The 18,961-nt window shown below is 47.4% G+C and carries 12 protein-coding genes; 9 read left to right on the forward strand and 3 right to left on the reverse strand.

The window, feature by feature from the left end; translation table 11 throughout:
* The first annotated feature begins 85 nt into the window (after nt 1-85).
* Entirely contained in the window at nt 86-448 is a 363-nt protein-coding gene (locus AACT42_RS19505; protein WP_017043038.1) for a hypothetical protein, read from the forward strand.
* Between the two features lie 5 nt (nt 449-453).
* Here AACT42_RS19505 and AACT42_RS19510 read toward each other — a convergent pair whose 3' ends face one another.
* Nucleotides 454-1,302: a MurR/RpiR family transcriptional regulator gene (locus AACT42_RS19510; protein WP_094133970.1), complete on the reverse strand. Its 849-nt coding sequence runs from the start codon at nt 1,300-1,302 to the stop codon at nt 454-456.
* Between the two features lie 241 nt (nt 1,303-1,543).
* On the opposite strand from AACT42_RS19510, the gene murQ reads away from it, so the two are divergent.
* Both murQ and murP read left to right on the forward strand, forming a co-directional pair.
* Nucleotides 1,544-2,446: an N-acetylmuramic acid 6-phosphate etherase gene (murQ, locus tag AACT42_RS19515; RefSeq protein WP_019282794.1), complete on the forward strand. Its 903-nt coding sequence runs from the start codon at nt 1,544-1,546 to the stop codon at nt 2,444-2,446.
* 29 nt (nt 2,447-2,475) lie between these two features.
* Nucleotides 2,476-3,924 carry a PTS N-acetylmuramic acid transporter subunit IIBC gene (murP, locus tag AACT42_RS19520; RefSeq protein ID WP_019281275.1) on the forward strand — a complete coding sequence of 483 codons (1,449 nt, stop codon included), beginning with the start codon at nt 2,476-2,478 and terminating at the stop codon, nt 3,922-3,924.
* A 140-nt stretch (nt 3,925-4,064) separates the two neighbouring features.
* Here the strand turns inward: murP and AACT42_RS19525 are convergent, their stop codons facing one another.
* Nucleotides 4,065-5,897, reverse strand: coding sequence for an ABC transporter ATP-binding protein (locus AACT42_RS19525; protein ID WP_094133969.1), 1,833 nt, complete (start codon nt 5,895-5,897; stop codon nt 4,065-4,067).
* Nucleotides 5,898-6,040: 143 nt separating this feature from the next.
* Here AACT42_RS19525 and AACT42_RS19530 point away from each other — a divergent pair, with 143 nt between their 5' ends.
* From AACT42_RS19530 to fhuB, 4 genes are all read left to right on the forward strand, one after another.
* Complete coding sequence (locus AACT42_RS19530; RefSeq protein ID WP_094133968.1) at nt 6,041-8,137, forward strand: TonB-dependent siderophore receptor; 2,097 nt, start codon at nt 6,041-6,043, stop codon at nt 8,135-8,137.
* A gap of 105 nt (nt 8,138-8,242) precedes the next feature.
* Complete coding sequence (locus tag AACT42_RS19535; protein WP_026028190.1) at nt 8,243-9,028, forward strand: ABC transporter ATP-binding protein; 786 nt, start codon at nt 8,243-8,245, stop codon at nt 9,026-9,028.
* Complete coding sequence (locus AACT42_RS19540) at nt 9,019-9,945, forward strand: iron-siderophore ABC transporter substrate-binding protein (protein WP_094133967.1); 927 nt, start codon at nt 9,019-9,021, stop codon at nt 9,943-9,945. Before AACT42_RS19535 ends, AACT42_RS19540 begins: the two co-directional genes overlap by 10 nt.
* Nucleotides 9,942-11,909 carry a Fe(3+)-hydroxamate ABC transporter permease FhuB gene (gene fhuB / locus AACT42_RS19545; protein ID WP_094133966.1) on the forward strand — a complete coding sequence of 656 codons (1,968 nt, stop codon included), beginning with the start codon at nt 9,942-9,944 and terminating at the stop codon, nt 11,907-11,909. The genes AACT42_RS19540 and fhuB overlap by 4 nt, the downstream gene beginning before the upstream one ends.
* A 179-nt stretch (nt 11,910-12,088) precedes the next feature.
* Here fhuB and AACT42_RS19550 read toward each other — a convergent pair whose 3' ends face one another.
* A complete protein-coding gene (locus tag AACT42_RS19550; protein WP_017045929.1) occupies nt 12,089-12,577 on the reverse strand; it encodes a TIGR00645 family protein in 489 nt (162 codons plus the stop codon).
* 288 nt (nt 12,578-12,865) lie between these two features.
* On the opposite strand from AACT42_RS19550, the gene AACT42_RS19555 reads away from it, so the two are divergent.
* Together AACT42_RS19555 and AACT42_RS19560 are read left to right on the forward strand one after the other, a co-directional pair.
* Entirely contained in the window at nt 12,866-15,664 is a 2,799-nt protein-coding gene (locus tag AACT42_RS19555) for a M16 family metallopeptidase (protein ID WP_094133965.1), read from the forward strand.
* Between the two features lie 329 nt (nt 15,665-15,993).
* Complete coding sequence (locus AACT42_RS19560) at nt 15,994-18,882, forward strand: Ig-like domain-containing protein (protein ID WP_094133964.1); 2,889 nt, start codon at nt 15,994-15,996, stop codon at nt 18,880-18,882.
* The last annotated feature ends 79 nt before the right edge of the window (nt 18,883-18,961 follow it).

Raw genomic sequence — 18,961 nt, forward strand, 5'->3', positions numbered from 1 at the left:
TAGATCAACTCTGCATATCCGCCTTTTGGTCCTTCATTATTAAGCCGCCATTGCTTATGATGAGGCAAACATCAAGGAGGCTGGCGTGAAATTTGAATCGATTCATCAAGAAGTTATCTCCGTTGAGCGTTTTACATGGCGCTGCTTACGCTATGCGGCGATCGCTGCGTTACTGCTGTTGACTGGTCTCATCCCCGGAGTGGTGGGTTTTGTCTACCTAGCAGATCTCCCGGCGGCGCAAGCGTGGTTGAATGCGCTTTCGATGGTCAGTGGTCTCGAGCTTCCCTACCCGATAATCAATCTGCATCTTGCGCCGAGCTTGCATCTCTTTTTAGCCTTTTACAGCTTATTTATCGAAACGGTCTTTTTCGTTTCATTGGCCACCCTATTTGCACCAATCATTCATCGCGTTTTTCATCGCATGCACTGCATTGAAGAGAGCGATTAGTTCCGTTAAAAGATTTGACGAATATCAGATGAAATGTCTTGGATCAATTGACGCGCCGACTCGTCTCTTTGCTGTACAAGAGTAATAAACAACAGGTCGGTTAGAACATTCTGCGCGGTGCGAGAGGCGATGGATGAGCTGCGATGTTCACTTTCATCGGCAATCGTATCAAAAGAGAGAGCGGCTAATTCACGTAATCGATTTTTCTTCGGAGAGGTGAGCGCGATAACGCTTGCTCCTTGCTGCTTGGCCGCTTCGGCGGCAATCAAAATCTCTTTTCTCTCTCCTGAAAATGAAATCACAATTTGAACATCTTGCGCACCCAGCGTGCGTGCGGTGGCGATTTGTACGTGGCTATCTTGTTCTGTGAGCGCTGTGATGCCTAATTTCAGGAGCTTAAAAGCCAAATCTTTTGCGGTGAGCGCAGAGCCGCCGATACCGATAATTTGCACGCGGTTGGCGAGGTTTATCCACTGTACCGCTTGGTTGAAGTGGGGAAATGAAAGCGCGTTGGTGGTGTGAAACATCGCCTCTGTTTTCGCTTGCACCAATTTTTGTGCGATCACCGCCAGTGGGTCGTCAGCCAGAATATTGCTGTGCAGTGGCGTGGTCTGAAACGCCAATTTACGGCCAAGCTCTTCGGCCAGCGCTAACTTAAACTCACTGTAGCCCCTAAAGCCAATTTTCTGGGTAAATTTGACAATGCTCGATTGGCTGACTTTTGCGTGTTCGGCCAATGCTTGGCTGGTGGCGAGCGCGGCTTTTTCTGGATGAGCGATGATCCAATCGGCGATTTGTAATTCACTGCGAGAGAGTTGAGTGCGGCGGCTGACGATTTTATGCATCACAGACATGCGCGATCCTTGTATTATTTAGAATAAATTATTCCAAATTTAAAATAACGAACATTAGTATAGTGGCTTGTATTAACTAGCCTTTTGTTCGTAGGCTTAAAAGATATCGGTGCATTGTAGGCCATTATTCCATGCAATGACTGGTCAAAGAATAACCTTTGTTGTGATTTTTGTCACTAAAATGGAATATTTTATTCCATAGAATCGCCCTCAGTTCCGAATTCAAACCGAGAAATAGACGATGAACCTAGACCTAACCCAGTTGGTTACCGAAAGCCGCAACCCTGCCAGTGCTGACATTGACACCCTTTCCACCTTCGAGATGTTGCAAGTCATTAACCATGAAGATCAACTGGTCGCGTTGGCGGTTGAAAAAACCTTACCGCAGATAGCGCAAGCGGTGGATGCCATTACCTTGGCATTTCAAGCGGGTGGACGTTTGATCTACATGGGAGCGGGAACCTCCGGTCGCTTGGGGATTTTAGATGCTAGCGAGTGCCCACCCACCTACGGCTCTGACCCTAAACAAGTGGTTGGGCTTATTGCGGGCGGACACCCAGCGATTCTTAAAGCGGTTGAAAATGCCGAAGACAATGTTGAGCTTGGGCAAAGCGATCTGAAAAATATTAATTTGACCCGCAACGATGTGGTGGTGGGTATCGCCGCCAGTGGTCGCACACCCTATGCGCTAGGCGGCATGGCTTACGCTAAATCACTGGGTGCAACGGTTGTGGCAGTAGTGTGCAACCCAGATTGCGCGATGCAGCACGCGGCTGACATTGCCATTGTGCCTGTGGTGGGCGCGGAAGTGGTCACGGGCTCTTCACGTATGAAAGCGGGCACGGCGCAAAAACTGGTGCTTAACATGTTAACCAGCGGCGCGATGATTCGTTGCGGTAAAGTGTTTGGCAACCTCATGGTCGATGTCGAGGCAACCAATGCTAAGTTGATTCAGCGCCAAAATAACATTGTGGTCGAAGCGACAGGTTGCAGCAAAGAGGAAGCAGAACAAGCACTGAGCGCCTGCCATCGTCACTGTAAAACCGCCATTGTAATGATTCTTGCGGGGCTAAGCGCCGAGCAAGCGACGCAAAAACTGGCCAAGCATAATGGTTTTATTCGCGCGGCACTGAATGATCAATAACCCGACTGGATCTATCCAAGGATGTCCCAATGGCAAAAATAACCTCAAATATGATCGCCAAGCTGCTTAGTGCAGTCGGTGGTAGTGGCAATATCGGTAAGTGTGGCAACTGCATGACGCGCTTACGTTTAACATTAAATAATACGGCATTGGCCGATCAGGCTCTGCTGAAAACCCTTCCCGGCGTAATGGGCGTGGTGGAGAGTGACCAACAACTGCAGATCATTTTAGGCCCAGGCAAAGCGCAAACGGCGGCCGATATGATGAATGAGATGATCGCCAACGGTGACGGTGCTGAGACGGATATGGCCGTAACTGCCGATCTATCCGCGATTGCTGCTGAGCAGAAAAAGCAGATGAAGAGCAAACAGACCAGCGGCGTACAACGTTTTTTAAGCAAATTTGCGACCATTTTTACGCCGCTGATCCCCGGTTTCATTGCTGCGGGCTTGTTGCTTGGTTTTGCCACTTTGCTGGAGCAAATGTTCGTTATCGATCAATCGCCTAGCCAGTTTATGCTCGATCTCATTACTTATATGAAAGTGTTTGGTAAAGGGCTATTTGCTTTCTTGAGTATTTTAATTGGTTATAACGCGCAGCAAGCTTTCGGTGGCTCGGGTGTTAATGGTGCCATTTTAGCTTCGCTGTTTGTGCTGGGGTATAACCCAGAGGCGACAACGGGTATCTACTCGGGTATGAGTGAATTCTTTGGCTTCGCCATTGACCCACGCGGCAACATTATCGGGGTACTATTGGCCTCTATTTTGGGCGCGCAAGTAGAACGTAAAGTGCGTCAATACATGCCTGATGATTTGGATATGATCTTAACCTCTGTGGTGACGTTACTCATCATGGGCGCGGTGACTTTCTTGGTGATCATGCCGATTGGTGGTGAGCTGTTTAAAGGCATGTCATGGTTGTTTTTGAACCTCAATGATAACCCGTTGGGCGCGGCGTTACTGTCGGGTTTGTTCTTAATTTCGGTGGTGTTTGGTATTCACCAAGGGTTTGTGCCAGTCTATTTTGCGTTGATGGATGTACAAGGTTTTAACTCTCTGTTTCCTATTTTGGCGATGGCGGGCGGCGGCCAAGTGGGCGCTTCGCTGGCACTCTATTTCAAAGCGAATAAAGATGCGTTGCTGCGCACGCAAGTGAAAGGGGCGATCATTCCCGGTATTTTGGGGATTGGCGAACCACTGATTTATGGCGTGACCTTGCCGCGGGTTAAACCGTTTGTCACCGCTTGCATTGGTGGGGCGGCGGGCGGTTTCTTTGTCGGCTTAGTTTCTTACCTTGGTTTGCCAGTAGGATTAAATACGGTGTTTGGCCCGTCAGGCATTGTCGCCATTCCATTGATGACTTCCGAGCAAGGAATTTTTGCTGGGATGATGGTGTTTGTTGGCGGTCTTTTAATCTCCTACACCGTTGGCTTTCTCGCGACCTACTTTTTTGGCTGCAAAGATGTCGATTTAAGCTAATTCACCCCCCCCCCCTATGTATGCAAAATACCCAAACTCGGCCAAGTGAGGGTATTGGGTGAAATAGCGCGGCCTTTAGCACATCTTCTTTCTCTGTTGGATGTGTCTAAAGGCCTTTTATTTGGCCTAAAGAGCATCCACTACGCAAGTTCGCCTATAAACCCACCCGTTTGATGCGCCCATAGCTGAGCATAAACGCCTTGTTGTTGCAGCAACTCTTGGTGTGAGCCTTGTTCAATGATTCGTCCTTCATCCAGCACAATTAAGCGATCCATGGCGGCAATGGTTGATAAACGGTGCGCAATGGCGATCACGGTTTTTTTTTCCATCAGCGTTTCAAAATTTTCTTGAATAGCCGCTTCCACTTCTGAATCTAGGGCCGAGGTGGCTTCATCCATGATCAGAATCGGCGCATTTTTCAATAGCACTCTGGCAATCGCAATGCGTTGGCGTTGGCCGCCAGAGAGTTTGACACCGCGTTCTCCCACTTGAACATCGTAGCCAAGGTTGCCATTCGTATCCTGCAACTGCGCGATAAAATCATGAGCATGCGCTTGACGGCTTGCTTCTATCAGCGCCTCTTCCCCGGCCTCTGGGTTGCCATAGAGAATGTTGTCGCGGATTGAGCGGTGCAACAGAGAAGTATCTTGCGTGATCATACCAATGTGTTGGCGCAGTGAATCTTGGCTAACCTGCGAAATATCTTGCCCATCAATGCAGATTTTGCCGCCATTCAAATCGTAAAATCGCAGCAGCAAGTTAACCAGTGTTGATTTACCCGCGCCCGAACGACCCACTAACCCCACTTTTTCGCCTGCTTTTAACTCAAAGTTAAGCGCTTCGAACACAGTGTTCTCTTGTCCATAGTGAAAGTGAACGTTATGGAAGCTGATTTGCCCTTGCGTTACTTGCAGCGGCGGCGCATTGGCTACATCCGTTATGGTCACTGGTTGCGACAAGGTATTCATTCCATCCACCACAGTACCGATATTTTCAAATAGTGCGCTCACTTCCCACATGATCCATTTCGACATGCCTTGTACGCGCAGCGCAATGCTAATCGCAATCGCAATGACACCGACAGTCACTGAGGCATCGAGCCACAAATTGATTGATAAAGCGGCGATAGAAAACAGCAGTAAATAGTTGATGGCGTCAACACTCCACAACAGGCACGTCACCATACGCATCTGTTGGTACACGGTGTTCAAAAACCGTTTCATGCTGCTTTTGGCGTACTGCATTTCTCGCTGTGAATGGGAAAACAGTTTCACGGTGGCAATGTTGGTGTAACTGTCGACTATGCTGCCCGTCATAGTTGAGCGAGCATCGGCTTGATCGGTCGCCACTTTTTTCATCTTGGGAATGAAATACAATTGAATGATGATGTAGGCCACGAGCCAAATCAGAATCGGGATCATCAAGATGCGGTCAGATTCGCCCATCATCCAAATCATCGAGACGAAGTAGACCGCGATGTAAACCAGTACATCGACCAGTTTCATCACTGTTTCTCGCACGGCGAGGGAGCTTTGCATCACTTTGGTGGCGATCCGCCCCGCGAAATCGCGTTGGAAAAAACTGACGCTCTGTTTGAGTAAGTAGCGGTGGATCATCCAACGTATCGACATCGGGTAATTACCCAGTAGCGTTTGGTGCATGATCATGGAGTGGAAGAAAGCCAGCAGCGGCATAATGACCACCACCAGCGCGGCCATTACCCACAAGCGGTCACTTTGATCAGCCCAGAATGTGGCACGTTGTTGGCTGCCAAGCATATCAACCAATTCACCCATATAGCGAATGAGGGTGACTTCGGCAATCGCCACACAAGCACTGAGCAGTGACATGACCAATAACGGTACTTCAAAACCCCGCGTGTAATGACGACAGAAGGCTAATAAGGAGTTAGGCGGTTGTTGCGGCTCTTCTTTAGGAAACGCCGTCGTGAGATTTTCAAACCATTGAAACATAGGTGATCAACTTATGGTGATGTACGAGTGAGATTCATTCTTATTTTTATCTGTTAAATATTGAATTTATCAGTAAAATGACGGGCAATAATAATGATAATAAAAACGTTTCTCAAACTAATTAAAGCAGGAGGTATCCTTTAATGGATCTCATTCGCCCAAGCTTGCTGGGGACAGCAATTCACAACATATTAAAAATCAGCGCATTACCTTGTCTGTTCATGGTTTCGGCTACGGCACAAGCTGAGCAAACACCGCCACCAGTTTTAGACACGATCGTGGTAACGGCATCGGCATTGAAAGTCGATACCCCGACACAAGAAACCGCAAAGTCGGTCACTGTCATTGAACGTGATGAACTCGACCAGCATAACGTACAAAAACTGGATGAAGCATTGCGCTATACGCCGGGGTACACCTCACCTTATGGCGCGGATAACGACGCCGAGTGGATGTTTGTGCGTGGTTTTGAACCGAGTGTCTATCTCGATGGTAACCGTCTTTATAAAGAAGGTTTCTTTGCTTGGACGGTTGAACCCTTTGGTTTAGAGCAAGTTGAATTGGTGAAAGGCCCGTCTTCTGTGCTGTATGGTGAGTCCATGCCGGGCGGTATTGCCAATGTGGTGCAGAAAAAGCCGATTGATGGCGCGCAGCATTCCGTATCTCTGTCGGTGGGGAATAAAAATTACCAGCAGTTGGGTGTCGATATTGCCGATTGGGCCAACCAAGATGGCAGTCAGCGCTACCGCTTGGTGGCGATGGTTAATCAAAAAGAGGGTGAATTGGATGGCATTGAGAGCCAGCGCGTTTATGTTGCGCCAAGCTACGCTGTCGATTTATCAGATCAAACCACGCTAACGCTGATGGCCACTTTCTTGAAAGATAACGGCGTGCCACAAAACGGTTTCTTCCCAAGCGATGGCACATTAGTGGCGCTGCCCAATGGTGAGACGATTGCGCCTAACCGCAACTTTGGCGAGCCGGATCACGATGATTTCGATAAAACACAACTGTCGTTCGGCTACCAACTCTCTCATCAACTGAACGACACTTGGAGCCTCAAGCAAAACTTCAACTACGCCTATGTTGATCTGTACCTACGAAGCTCTTCGGCCTATCAAAATGCTTGGCAAGACAGCGACCCATACACATTGGCACGTTATACCTTGATCAATGATGGTGATGCACACAGCGTAACCTTAGATAACAACGCCCAAGCACAGTGGCAAAGTAGCCAATTTGAGCACCGCTTACTGACCGGGTTTGACATTCAGTATCACCAAAATAAATGGCTGGGTAATGGCACTGGTTCACAGGTGGGCGTGATCAACAGCCTTAATCCGACCTACGGCAATGTGCCTGATCTCTCAAGCAGCTTGTATGACAATGAGATTGTCAAACAGCAACTGGGTATGTACGCGCAATATCAAACGAAATGGCAACAGAAATGGGTGCTGAATTTAGGTGGCCGCTACGACAAAATTGACGTCGAAAGCAAAGGTTTGAATAAAGATGAGCTTGATGATGGCCAACTGTCATTAAACAGCGGTTTGATCTATTTAGCCGATAACGGTTTGTCACCTTATGTGAGCTACTCTGAATCTTTCTATGTGATCAGCAGCTTAGATTTCACCACCAACAAACTCTACAAACCCGTTGAGAGCAACCAAACCGAGGTGGGTGTGAAATACATGCCAAGCTGGCTCGATGGCTATGTCAATCTGGCGTGGTTTGATATCGACCAGAAAAACGCAACCGCCTCTACCGTCGGCAGTAATGGCGCGTTAACCACCAGTCAATCGGGCACAAAAACCAATACGCAAGGGCTCGAAGTGGAAGCTCGCATGGCTGTGACAGAGAATCTGATGCTGAATGCCAGCTACACCTATCTCGATGCTCATACGGGTGAAGGAACGAGCCAGAAGCGCAAGTCGATGATTCCGCGCCACTTAGCGACAGGTTGGGCGAGCTATGATTTTGCAGGCCTTGGGATTGAGGGGCTGACGTTGGGCTCTGGCGTGCGTTATACCGGAACGTCTGTGGATGCCTCGCTCGATAAAAAGGTGCCCGCTTATATGCTGTGGGATGCAATGGCAAGTTACGCCATCAATACACAGTGGGATGTGCAGGTTAACCTCAATAATATTTTGGATGACGAGTCCCTTGCTGGTTGTGATTTCGGAACCTGCTATTACGGCGAATCACGCCGTATGGTGGCAAGCGTGAACTACCGCTGGTAAGTCAGCATGAACTCACCTTCGCTGAAGGTGAGTTTGACGGTTTTTGAACATTCCCGCGCCGGCGGGGATGTGTGTTTTAGGTGGTTCGATTTTTGGGGGAGAGTGATGTTTACCTTATCAAATGTTCAAGTGGTGCGCGGTGGACGAAGCATTTTATCCATTGAATCACTGAATATTCCCACCACAGAGTTAACTGTGGTACTCGGCCATAATGGCTCTGGTAAATCCACGCTGGTGAGTTTGATTTCTGGTCAGCAAGCACCTGACCGTGGCGACGTGTTACTTAACCAGCAGCCGATTGCCGAGCTCAGCGCCAGAGCGCTGGCTAAAGCGGTGGCGTTTTTGCCACAAAAATTGCCAACTTCAGCGGGGTTAACGGTACGAGAGTTAGTGCGCCTTGGGCGTTTTCCGTGGCGTGGTCCTTTTGGTCGCTGGCAAAATCAGGATGAAGTGATCATCGATCAAGCGATCGCCCAAACCGGCGTCACTGAATTTGCCTATACCTTGGCAGATGAATTGTCTGGCGGTGAAAGGCAACGCGCTTGGGTGGCGATGCTGTTGGCGCAGCAGTCTCCGGTGCTGATTTTAGATGAGCCAACCTCAGCGTTAGATGTGCAGCACCAATATCAGTTAATGGCTCTGCTTGCGCAATTAAACCAAACACAAGGCTGCGGAATTATCGTCATTTTGCATGATCTGAACCTTGCGCTACGTTACGCGACCCACATTGTCGCGCTCAAGCAGGGCAAGGTTGCTTTTGAAGGCGATGCCTCTTTATTGGCCGATGAAGCACGTTTATCGGCGCTTTATCAAACGCCGATCCAACTGCTGGATCACCCAATGTCCAATTCAGATTCTCACACGCATAAGGTCGCGATTGTATGTGCTTAAACCTTGTAAAGCGCTGGCTGGTTGCTGGCTTACTCTCTGTTTTTTCGAGTGTCGCTTTTAGCGCGCCATTGACCGTACACGACAGCCGCGGAGAGCAAACTCTACAGCAGCGGCCACAACGTGTGGTGGTGCTCAATTGGGATTTACTTGAGCAAGTGATTGAACTGGGTATCACACCCGTTGGCGCGCCAGAGCTTGCTAGTTATCAAGATTGGGTTGTCAAACCGCAAGTGCCGCAAGGGGTAGAAGATATCGGCACGCGCGTTGAACCCAATTTGGAAAAAATTGCTGCACTGAAACCAGATCTCATTCTCGCTGCTGCGCCGCAGCAAGATTTAATCACACCGTTAGAGCGCATTGCTCCGGTACTCTATTTCTCTAATTTTCAAGCCAATGATAACAGTGGCGCAGTCGCGATTGACCATTTTCGCCAATTAGCGCAGCTCTTTGACAAGCAAGCGCTCGCCGAGCAAAAACTGACCACAATGACGGAACGTTTTGCGCAGTTAAGAGCACAAATTGACATCGCATTTTCTCATCAAACACCCGCGGTGGTGGCGATGCGTTTTGCTAATCCAACCTCGGTGTTCCTTTACGGTGAAAACTCCACCACTCATTATGTGTTGAAGCAATTGGGCTTGCATGAAGCGCTGCCTCAGCCCGCCAAAGAGTGGGGGATTGTGCAACATCGGTTAACGGATCTGCAGTATGTTGAGCAAGGTTATGTGCTCTATTTCTTGCCATTTGCCCAGCAAGCACAGCTAGAAAAATCAATGCTTTGGCAAGCGATGCCGTTTGTGCGTCAAGCGCGAGTGAACTCGGTTGAGAGTGTCTGGAACTACGGCGGTGCGATGTCACTACAATACATTGCAGAAGCGCTGACACGCAGTTTGCTTGAGGTTGCGCCTAAGTCATGAACGGAAAAGTGTTTCTCGCACTGAGTAGTGCGCTGCTGCTTGCGGCGATGCTCAGTGTGCAAATTGGCAATGGCGTTGATCTAGTCACGCAATGGCAACTGTTGTGGGCGCAACGTGAAGCGAGCTCTTTTGCTGAGTTCAATTTCCTATATGGTCAATTGCCCCGTTTGGTGATGACGTTGCTGGTAGGCGCGATGTTAGGTTTGGTCGGCAATGTGATGCAACAACTGACGCAGAATAACCTCACTTCACCATTGACGCTGGGCACCTCATCTGGAGCTTGGCTGGCGCTGATTATTCTCAACATTGGTTTTCCAAGCCTAGTTGCCAGCTACAGCGCGTTGGCGGCAATGAGTGGTGCTTTGCTCGCATTTGCGTTGATCGTGGTTATTGCGGGTGTGCGTAACATGACTGGCTTGCCGTTAATTGTGGCAGGCATGGTGGTGAACCTGCTACTTGGCGCGATTGCGACGGCACTGATTCTACTCAATGAACAATACGCCAAAAACGTCTTCATGTGGGGCGCGGGCGATCTGGCGCAAAATGGCTGGGATTGGGTGCAGTGGTTGCTGCCGCGGTTATCGGTCTCCTTATTGATTTTACTGTTTGCGCCAAGGGTTCTGACGTTATTGCGTTTAGGTCATCAAGGTGCTGCGGCTCGTGGTCTGCCTGTCATTCCTGCATTTTTAATCTTAATGGTGCTCGGGATTTGGTTGGTTTCAGCCTCGATTACAGCGGTGGGCGTCATCAGTTTTATCGGGCTACTCACGCCAAACATCGCCCGTGCTATGGGGGCAAGAACGCCCAAACAAGAGCTCTATTCGAGCTTACTGCTTGGCGCGTTACTGCTTTTATTAACCGATATGCTCGCAATGTGGTTGAGCCTATGGACTACGCAAGTCATCGCCAGCGGTATCACAGCCGCGGCGATTGGCGCGCCCGCATTGATCTGGTTTAGTCGCCGTCAGCTCAAGGCGCAAGATACCTTGACTATCTCACTGCCTCAGTCGCGCGCATCATTAAGCCGTGTCGCATTATTGGGGTTGTTGTTAATGATGCTGGCAGCACTTGGGTTGCATACGTTGTTTCAAATGAACGAACTCAGTTGGCAATTGGCACTGCCAAGCAGCTATCAGTGGTCATTACGCTGGCCGCGCATGCTCACCGCATTGTGTGCCGGTATTGGTCTTGCCCTAGCAGGTAGCATTTTGCAACGTTTGATATACAACCCGTTAGCCAGCCCAGATATTTTAGGGGTCTCGTCAGGGGCGACGTTTGCGTTGGTGTTTGCCAATCTCTTTTTAGGTCAAAGCTTGTTAGCCGCCCATTGGGTGACAGCGTTGTTGGGTAGTTTGCTGGTGTTGGCGGCATTAGTTGTGCTGGGTAAGCGCCATCAATACGCCGCGTCGAGTTTGATTTTAACCGGGATAGCCATCACCGCACTGCTTGAATCCTTAGTGCAATTTTGTTTGGCTAAAGGGTCAGAAGACAGCTATCGAATTTTACAGTGGTTGGCAGGCTCAACCTATCGCGTTACGCCAGACCAAGCGCTGTTGTTGGCCGTGTTGGTGCTGTTGCTGGCCGCAGCCACCATCGCGCTGTCGCGTTGGCTGACTTTAATCTCGATTGGCCGTAGCTTTGCCAGTGCACGCGGCGTTAATGCGCAAAGCACCAGTTTGATTTTATTGACCATTGTGGCGCTGTTATGTGCGCTGGTGACGGCGACGATGGGGCCAGTGTCGTTTGTGGGTTTGATTGCGCCACACATGGCAATGATGCTAGGCGCGCAGCAAAGTAAAACCCAACTGCTGGTGGCAAGTTTAGTCGGTGCATCATTAATGTTGTGGGCGGATTGGCTCGGACAGGTGATCGTTTATCCGATGCAAATTGCGGCTGGCACGCTGGTGGCGATTCTCGGTGGGAGCTATTTCTTGCTGTTACTGTTGGTCAACCGTTCAAAATAAGCTCAGTCTATTCACCATTGGCATCGATGGTATTTAGCATCGTAGCAAAGCTGCTCACTGTGCCAGATAAGTCGTTTTTCTTATTAATAAAATGATGGTAGTGCCTTGGCATAGCAACGATATTTAACCCACATGATCGATAGTGTTAACGAATAGCCCTGTGTATACAGGGCTTGCGGCTATTTTTTGGTGATTTTATCTAAATAACCCATCGCAAAGGCCGATAAGACAAAGGTAATGTGCAGCAGTAAGTACCACTTGATTTTTTCACTGTCGATATTTTCAGTGTTCATGAAGACTTTCAGCAAATGAATTGAGGAAATGGCGACAATCGATGCCGAAACCTTATTTTTCAACGATCCTGTGTCTAATTTTCCGAGCCAGCCGAGCTTATCATCCTCTTCGGCGATATCAATTTTAGAGACAAAATTCTCATAGCCTGAAAACATCACCATCACAATCAACCCACCAACCAATGAAATATCAATCAAAGAAAGTGTCACTAAAATCAGGCTGACTTCATCGGTGCTCAAGATGTTAGGTAACAGATGAAACACTTCTTGGAAAAATTTAATGCCTAATGCCAGCAGCACTAAACTTAACCCCAAATAAATAGGCGCCATAATCCAGCGCGCTGAATAGAGTAGTTTTTCGACGATATTTTCCATAATTATTCCGTTTATGATCTCCACGAAGTATGTGGAATAAGGGGTGATGATACTGTGTTTTCTTGTGACTTGGCTACGTTATTGCACCAAGTTTTTGTAGAGCAATATAAGCCAGCCAAGCTGATATTCAAGGGGGCGTGGTACGCGTTTGATCACCATTGCATGATGTTGAAAATATTGTACGGTTTTGTATGGAATTGTCTTGATGTATTTATAAGTTCAATAAATGGGTGATAATAAGCGCTCAATTCGAATGAGTGTCGTCCCATACATACTGAGAATCTTAATTTGCGTAATATTCTATTTTTTCACCCATTGAGCTTATTATTGCTGCTTGTCATATCGGCCAGTTCGCTATCGACGGAGTTACCTAAAAGTCATCGCATTCACGAAGGTCAGCTTGAAAACGGCTTAAGGTACCAATTAGTCCATAACACGACACCTGCTCATGCTGTCATTATGCGTATGCGCATTGCGGGTGGTTCTTTAGTCGAGTCAGATCAAGAACAAGGCTTGATGCATCTTTTAGAACACATGGCGTTTAAAGGTTCGGACTCTGTAGCCGAAGGGGAGATGATTCGCCAACTTGAACGCTTAGGACTAAGTTTTGGATCCGATACCAATGCGGTGACTCAATTCAATCAAACCGTGTATGAGTTCAATATTGCTCAAGGAGACTCACAAAAAGTAGCAACTGGTTTGTGGCTTATGAGAGAGATTGCGGATCGCCTTAAGCTTGAGCCAAAGGCGTTGGAGCAAGAAAAACCGGTTGTTGTGGCGGAATGGAAAGAGAGAAATTCCGCTGATGTTGAGAATTATCGTCAACAACTTAGTTTCTTATATCCGAGGAGCCCTTTGTCAAAACGTTTGCCAATTGGTGATCTCGATGTAGTAAAACATGCTAGTTCAGAGCAGTTACGTTCACTCTATCAACGTTTTTATACGCCAGAACGTACCACGATCATTGTGGTGGGAGACCTTGATGTTGCTCAGGCCGAAGAGCAGATCAAACGACTTTTTTCTAACTGGGTACCTCACCGGGATGCAGTACCGCTACGGGCTGACCATTTGATGTTGCCTGCAGTAAGGACACACTTGCAAGCTGATGCTTTCTTTGATGCTCGTTTGCCGACCCAAATTTCGCTTGGTGTGATTGCACCACAAGAGCGACAAGCAGATAGCGTTGAAAGTCGCCATGAAATGATCCTTGAATCAATATTGTCGAACTTACTCTACCAACGTTTACTTCCCCATCTGATAGACCAAGAGGGGATAACGAATGCTTTTGTTAATATTGAACAAGATTTCGGTATCGCATCACGGATGGAATTGTCACTGGTAACCTTGCCCGAGCAGTGGCGGCATGGGCTGACATTACTTGAACAGACGGTGCGACAAGCGATTCGATACGGCTTTAATCAGAACGAAATTGATCAAGCGATCAAGGCAATACATGCTGATTATCAGCAAAGAGCAGCAAGTAGCGATACTTTGCATAGTTTTTCGATTGCGCAAGGCCTAGTGACAAGTGATGCTCAGCAATTTGTCCCGATTGAACCGACGTTCGCGCTTGCTCTTTTTGAAGCTTATCAACCTCAAATCACCGCAGCTCGATTGCACGACCTGCTTACAGAACGTTGGCAAGGTAAGCCGTGGATTTATCTTTCTGGGCCATACAAGGTTGAGAAAATCAATCAAACGCTACTCGATGTATATGAACAAAGCCAAAAACAGCCAGTAGAGCCTTATCAAATATCATCGGTCGAGGCATTTGCCTACCGTGAATTTGGTGAGGCGGGCACGCTCGTTCACGACAAGCGAGATCCCGAAACGGGGATTCGGATGTTGAAATTTGCCAATGGCGTTAAGCTCAACATCAAGCCAACCGAGTTAGAGAAAAACGTCATCTACCTCAATCTTTCATTAGGTTTTGGTGAATATCCGTTACCTAGAAAAGAAGGCATTCAGGCACTGTTTAATGATGGCTTTGTTGCTGGTGGGTTAGAGCAGCATTCGTTTCAGCAGTTAATTCATCTCTTTTCTGCTGCCAATGTGACGACGGGGTTCAATGTTGGAACGCTTGGTTTTGCGAGTCAGGATTTCACCAATCAAGCGTCGCTTGACCAACAGTTAGCACTGCAAACGGCATTTTTAACGAGCCCGGGCTGGCGAGAAGAGGGGATGAACCAATTTCGTCAACGAGTACTGGCAGCGAGTAACAGCCAGAACACGACGCCAGAAGAGGCATTTTGGACGGTATTACCTGAATTATTGCACCCTGACGACCCACGATTTCGTAGCCATGACGAGGAACTGTTAAAGCGTCATTTTTCAGAATTAGCCCCAGTGTTTGCCTCGGCGGTAGATAAAGGCCTTTTAGAAATTGCCATTGTGGGTGATCTTGACGAAGAGAAAACGATTCAATCGGTTGCTAAAACACTGGGCGCTTTGCCGCGTCATCCAGAAAAAGAGCTGCAAGTTGAGCGCGTTGAGTTTCCATCATTGCCTGCTTCACATATTGTTGAGCATCAAGGTTCAGCCAATGCCGCGGCACTGGCTTGGCTGTGGCCAACGACTGATAAGGTGAATGCCGAACACTACGCAAAACTGATGCTGCTTGAAGAGGTTCTCAGTATTTTGTTGACGGAAGAAGTGAGAGAAAAGGCTGGCGCGAGTTATTCACCTTACCCATTTAGCAGTAATGATTTTCTTCCCACAGGATTTGGTTATTTGGGGCTGTTCAGTGTGACAGACACAACGCAACTTAAATTAGTGGAAGAGAGTTTCGATGCGGTATTGTCTCGAGTGAAAGCTGAACATGGCATCGATGCTGATCTGTTGCAAAGAGCGAAACAGCCGCTTGTACAATGGTTAGATAGCCTGCCAGAAAAGAATGCATTTTGGCTTGATATCGCATCGCTAGCTCAAACTTATCCACATCGTTATAGCCGTTGGCAGGCGATTCATCATGCCATCAATCAGGTGAATGCGAATGATCTACGCAGTGTTGCTAATCAATATTTACAAGCAGATAAACAACTAAGTGTTAAGATATTACCCAACACTTCTCCTACTATCTCAAAATAAAATCAGCCCCCTATTGGGGGCGTTATTTTTATGATGAAGATCATCATTTTTTATATTTTCTGGCTTAATGTTACTTATTTAAATATAGGTAATATAATGTTCACGATTTCGTTTTATTAGAATAAAAACTCAAAATTTATCATGAATTTAATTTATTTTAAAATGTTATCAATATAATTTAATGTATTCATATTAATTATTTGGATTTTAAATAAACATTGATTGTCATTCCAAAAATTATTTTAATCTAAAATTGTTGATGTTAATTATTAACGGTGGTGCTAATAAATATACTGAATATTATAAATCTAATATAAGGGTATAAAATAATGTTTAATCAAAAAGACACGCCAGTCTCAGTGGCCGATAAAAACTATTACCGGGTCTTAGGCCTAACCCTCCTTTTCTCTGGCCTACTTTTAAATCCAATATCTCAGGCTATTGCTGTTGAGTTTAGCGCGGATGCGGTAGCTGAGTCAGAGGGGCAGTGGTGGAGCACTTACACTTTAGCGATTAAAAATACAGGAGCAGAGTCAGCGGATATGCGCGATGCGGTCATCGAATTTGTATTACCCGTTGCGATTAACGATATAGGTTGGCAATCATCGGCGCTATCCCATCCTACGTGGAGTCTATCTCATACTGCTCAAGCAGGCGGTATTCTCCATGCAGTGGCGCTTAAATTCCCTGAAGGTGCTTGGGTTGACAGCGTTCTGAATGCCTCAGAAGCACTCTCCTTGACGATCGCTTTTGCTGGTTCATTGGAAAACCTGAGTGCTTTTGAAGATTCTGTTATTGTGAAAATGGAAGGGGGCATCACACCACCGCCCGATTTTTCGCTAGATATTCTCTCTCCAGCGCCAAATTCAGTGGTATACACAGGCACAGACGTCAGCATTATGGCTCGTATTGATGGTGAGAGTGCCGGTAAGCTTGAGTTTTGGGCTAACCAAGACAAAATTGCTCAACAATCATTGAAGCAAGGTGTCACCGAGTATCAGCAAGTGTGGCAACCGAAAGAAATAGGAGCCGCTTCCATTTCAGTTATCGCGTTCAATGAGGAAGGCGATAAGCTCTCTGAGCAAAGCGTGCCTGTTTCTGTCGAGTCAGAATCGACGGCGCCTAATCCTCCGGTCGTTGAGTTCATTTCCCCAGAAGTGGGATCATCCCACCCACAAGGCACAAGTTTGACGATCTCTGCTGAAGTGACCGATGCTGATAATGATCTGGCTACCGTTAAATTTTTTGCTAATGACACCGAAGTTTGCAGTATCGATGCCAAAACAGAGCAAGTGTTCTCTTGTGACTGGACCCCTCAAACGGCCGGAAGCGCTGCATTACGTGTTGAAGCGCAAGATGATGAACGGCATGTAACACAAAAAAATCTGACGATTACGGTTACTGATGTGAGTGGTAGTTGCGGTGACGTTGCACAGTACCAAGATGGCGTGAGCTATCAAGTGGGAGATGAAGTAACCAATATTGGCCATATCTACGCATGTAAAACCGCAGGTTGGTGTGGTAACCCAGTATGGACACCGGGTACTGGGCATCCAAATTATCCAGATGCATGGAAAGATGCATGGAATGACGTTGGTGAGTGCGATCCTAACCCTGTTCCTGAAGTGCATGTTCAATCGCCAGAAAATGGACAAAAAATAGCACCCAATCAGCCATTTGAGGTGGTCGTTGAGGCGACCGACGATACCCAAGTGGCGCGTGTCGATGTTCAATTGAATGGCGAAGTCGTTGCAACATCCACCTCTTCTTCGGGCGACCTCTACACCATCACTGTGCCTGCTCAAGTTGAAGGACAATACACACTCACGGTTGCCGCGTATGACGATCAAGGTGCAAGTGCTCAAACTGCACCGATTTCGATTGCCATTACTGATAAAGATCTGCTGGTGTCACTCTCTTCCCCTGTAGACGGTTCAAGCTTCTTTGAAGGCCGAGCGATCTCAATCAAAGCGGATGCTAATAGCTATGAAGGTGAGGTGACGTCCGTGACGTTTATTGCCAACGGCAAGGTACTGAATCAAGACACCGAAGCACCTTATGAATATGAGTGGATTGGAGCGCAAGCAGGCAACTACGCTATTTACGCAAAGGCGCTCAACAGTGCCAATCAAGAGCAAATGTCAGCCCCATCGAATATTACAGTGAAAGATAGTACCGGTGGTGGTGGTCTTGCCGATAACCCAGACCGTGCCATTAGTTATCTCACTTCTTGGGGATTAAACGATTATGAAAAACTGTTTAATTCTGAAGGTGACGGTTATTTATTATCGTTCGGTAAATGGGATGCTAGCGGTAACATTACGATTTCTGATGACATGGTAACCCCACCAAGTTACAACCCAGATTGGATGCCATCTCAGTACTTAGCGTGGTCAACCTTAAAACACGATAATAGCAATGTCACCATGATGGTCGCGTTTGGTGGTCAAACTTATGAAAGTATTTGGTCTGCGATTGATAGCGATGCAAATCGGGAGGCGGTGGCCAATGGCCTCGTTGAATTGGTCAACAAACCCTTCCCTGTCTATAAGAAGAACCTAAAACCAGAAGAGGTGGTGGGTGACTGCCTTGCGACGGGGGGTGATGGCCAATGTGATTACAGCAAGTACCAATTAGCGGGTTATGTGCAAATCGATGGTCTTGACTTTGACTTCGAGAAAGCAGCGCGCATTACCGATAAAGAGAACCAAGACTTAACTGCATTGATTAAGCTGATACGCCAAAAAGTGGGAGACAATAAAGTGTTGTCGCTAACCACATACCATGTCGGTGCCGATCCTGTGGCATGCATGGATTCAAGTGTGTTTGAAAATTGTTCTTACGTTGAGCCATCAGGTCGCTCGTCTCACCATGGTGAAGTGATCGATCTGTTACAAGCAACCAAGAACGATTTCGACTTCTTCAACGTCATGACCTATGACGCTGGCCAAAACTTCCTCTACGATGTCGCGATGGCCAATTACGCTCAATACATTGGAGATAAGTCGAAAATTGTTTTGGGCAATACGATCAATAGCCAGTGGGGGCCAAACGGCAATTTTGTGGAGAGCCGTGAAAACAACCTCAACCGTGCCAAGTGGCAAAAAGAGAATGGTTACGGTGGTTTCTTTATCTGGGCGTTGGGTTCAAATAATCAAAGTCTGAGCATGGAACAGCAAGTCGAGTACTTCAACGAAATGATCAGTGTCAGTAAGTAGCCTGCATGGTTACTTTGTGAGTTAACTAGATAACGGAAGGCCATGGTGCCTTCCGTGTTTTTATCCATCGTCATCAACT

This window comes from Vibrio sp. V15_P4S5T153, assembly GCF_963874485.1.
Classification (GTDB): domain Bacteria; phylum Pseudomonadota; class Gammaproteobacteria; order Enterobacterales; family Vibrionaceae; genus Vibrio; species Vibrio anguillarum.

Excerpts from the sequence above, each read along its gene's own strand:
- AACT42_RS19510 (WP_094133970.1), bottom strand. The coding sequence starts at position 1,302 with ATGTCTGTGATGCATAAAATCGTCAGCCGCCGCACTCAACTCTCTCGC.
- murQ (WP_019282794.1), top strand. The coding sequence starts at position 1,544 with ATGAACCTAGACCTAACCCAGTTGGTTACCGAAAGCCGCAACCCTGCC.
- murP (WP_019281275.1), top strand. The coding sequence starts at position 2,476 with ATGGCAAAAATAACCTCAAATATGATCGCCAAGCTGCTTAGTGCAGTC.
- AACT42_RS19525 (WP_094133969.1), bottom strand. The coding sequence starts at position 5,897 with ATGTTTCAATGGTTTGAAAATCTCACGACGGCGTTTCCTAAAGAAGAG.
- AACT42_RS19530 (WP_094133968.1), top strand. The coding sequence starts at position 6,041 with ATGGATCTCATTCGCCCAAGCTTGCTGGGGACAGCAATTCACAACATA.
- AACT42_RS19535 (WP_026028190.1), top strand. The coding sequence starts at position 8,243 with ATGTTTACCTTATCAAATGTTCAAGTGGTGCGCGGTGGACGAAGCATT.
- AACT42_RS19540 (WP_094133967.1), top strand. The coding sequence starts at position 9,019 with ATGTGCTTAAACCTTGTAAAGCGCTGGCTGGTTGCTGGCTTACTCTCT.
- fhuB (WP_094133966.1), top strand. The coding sequence starts at position 9,942 with ATGAACGGAAAAGTGTTTCTCGCACTGAGTAGTGCGCTGCTGCTTGCG.
- AACT42_RS19550 (WP_017045929.1), bottom strand. The coding sequence starts at position 12,577 with ATGGAAAATATCGTCGAAAAACTACTCTATTCAGCGCGCTGGATTATG.
- AACT42_RS19560 (WP_094133964.1), top strand. The coding sequence starts at position 15,994 with ATGTTTAATCAAAAAGACACGCCAGTCTCAGTGGCCGATAAAAACTAT.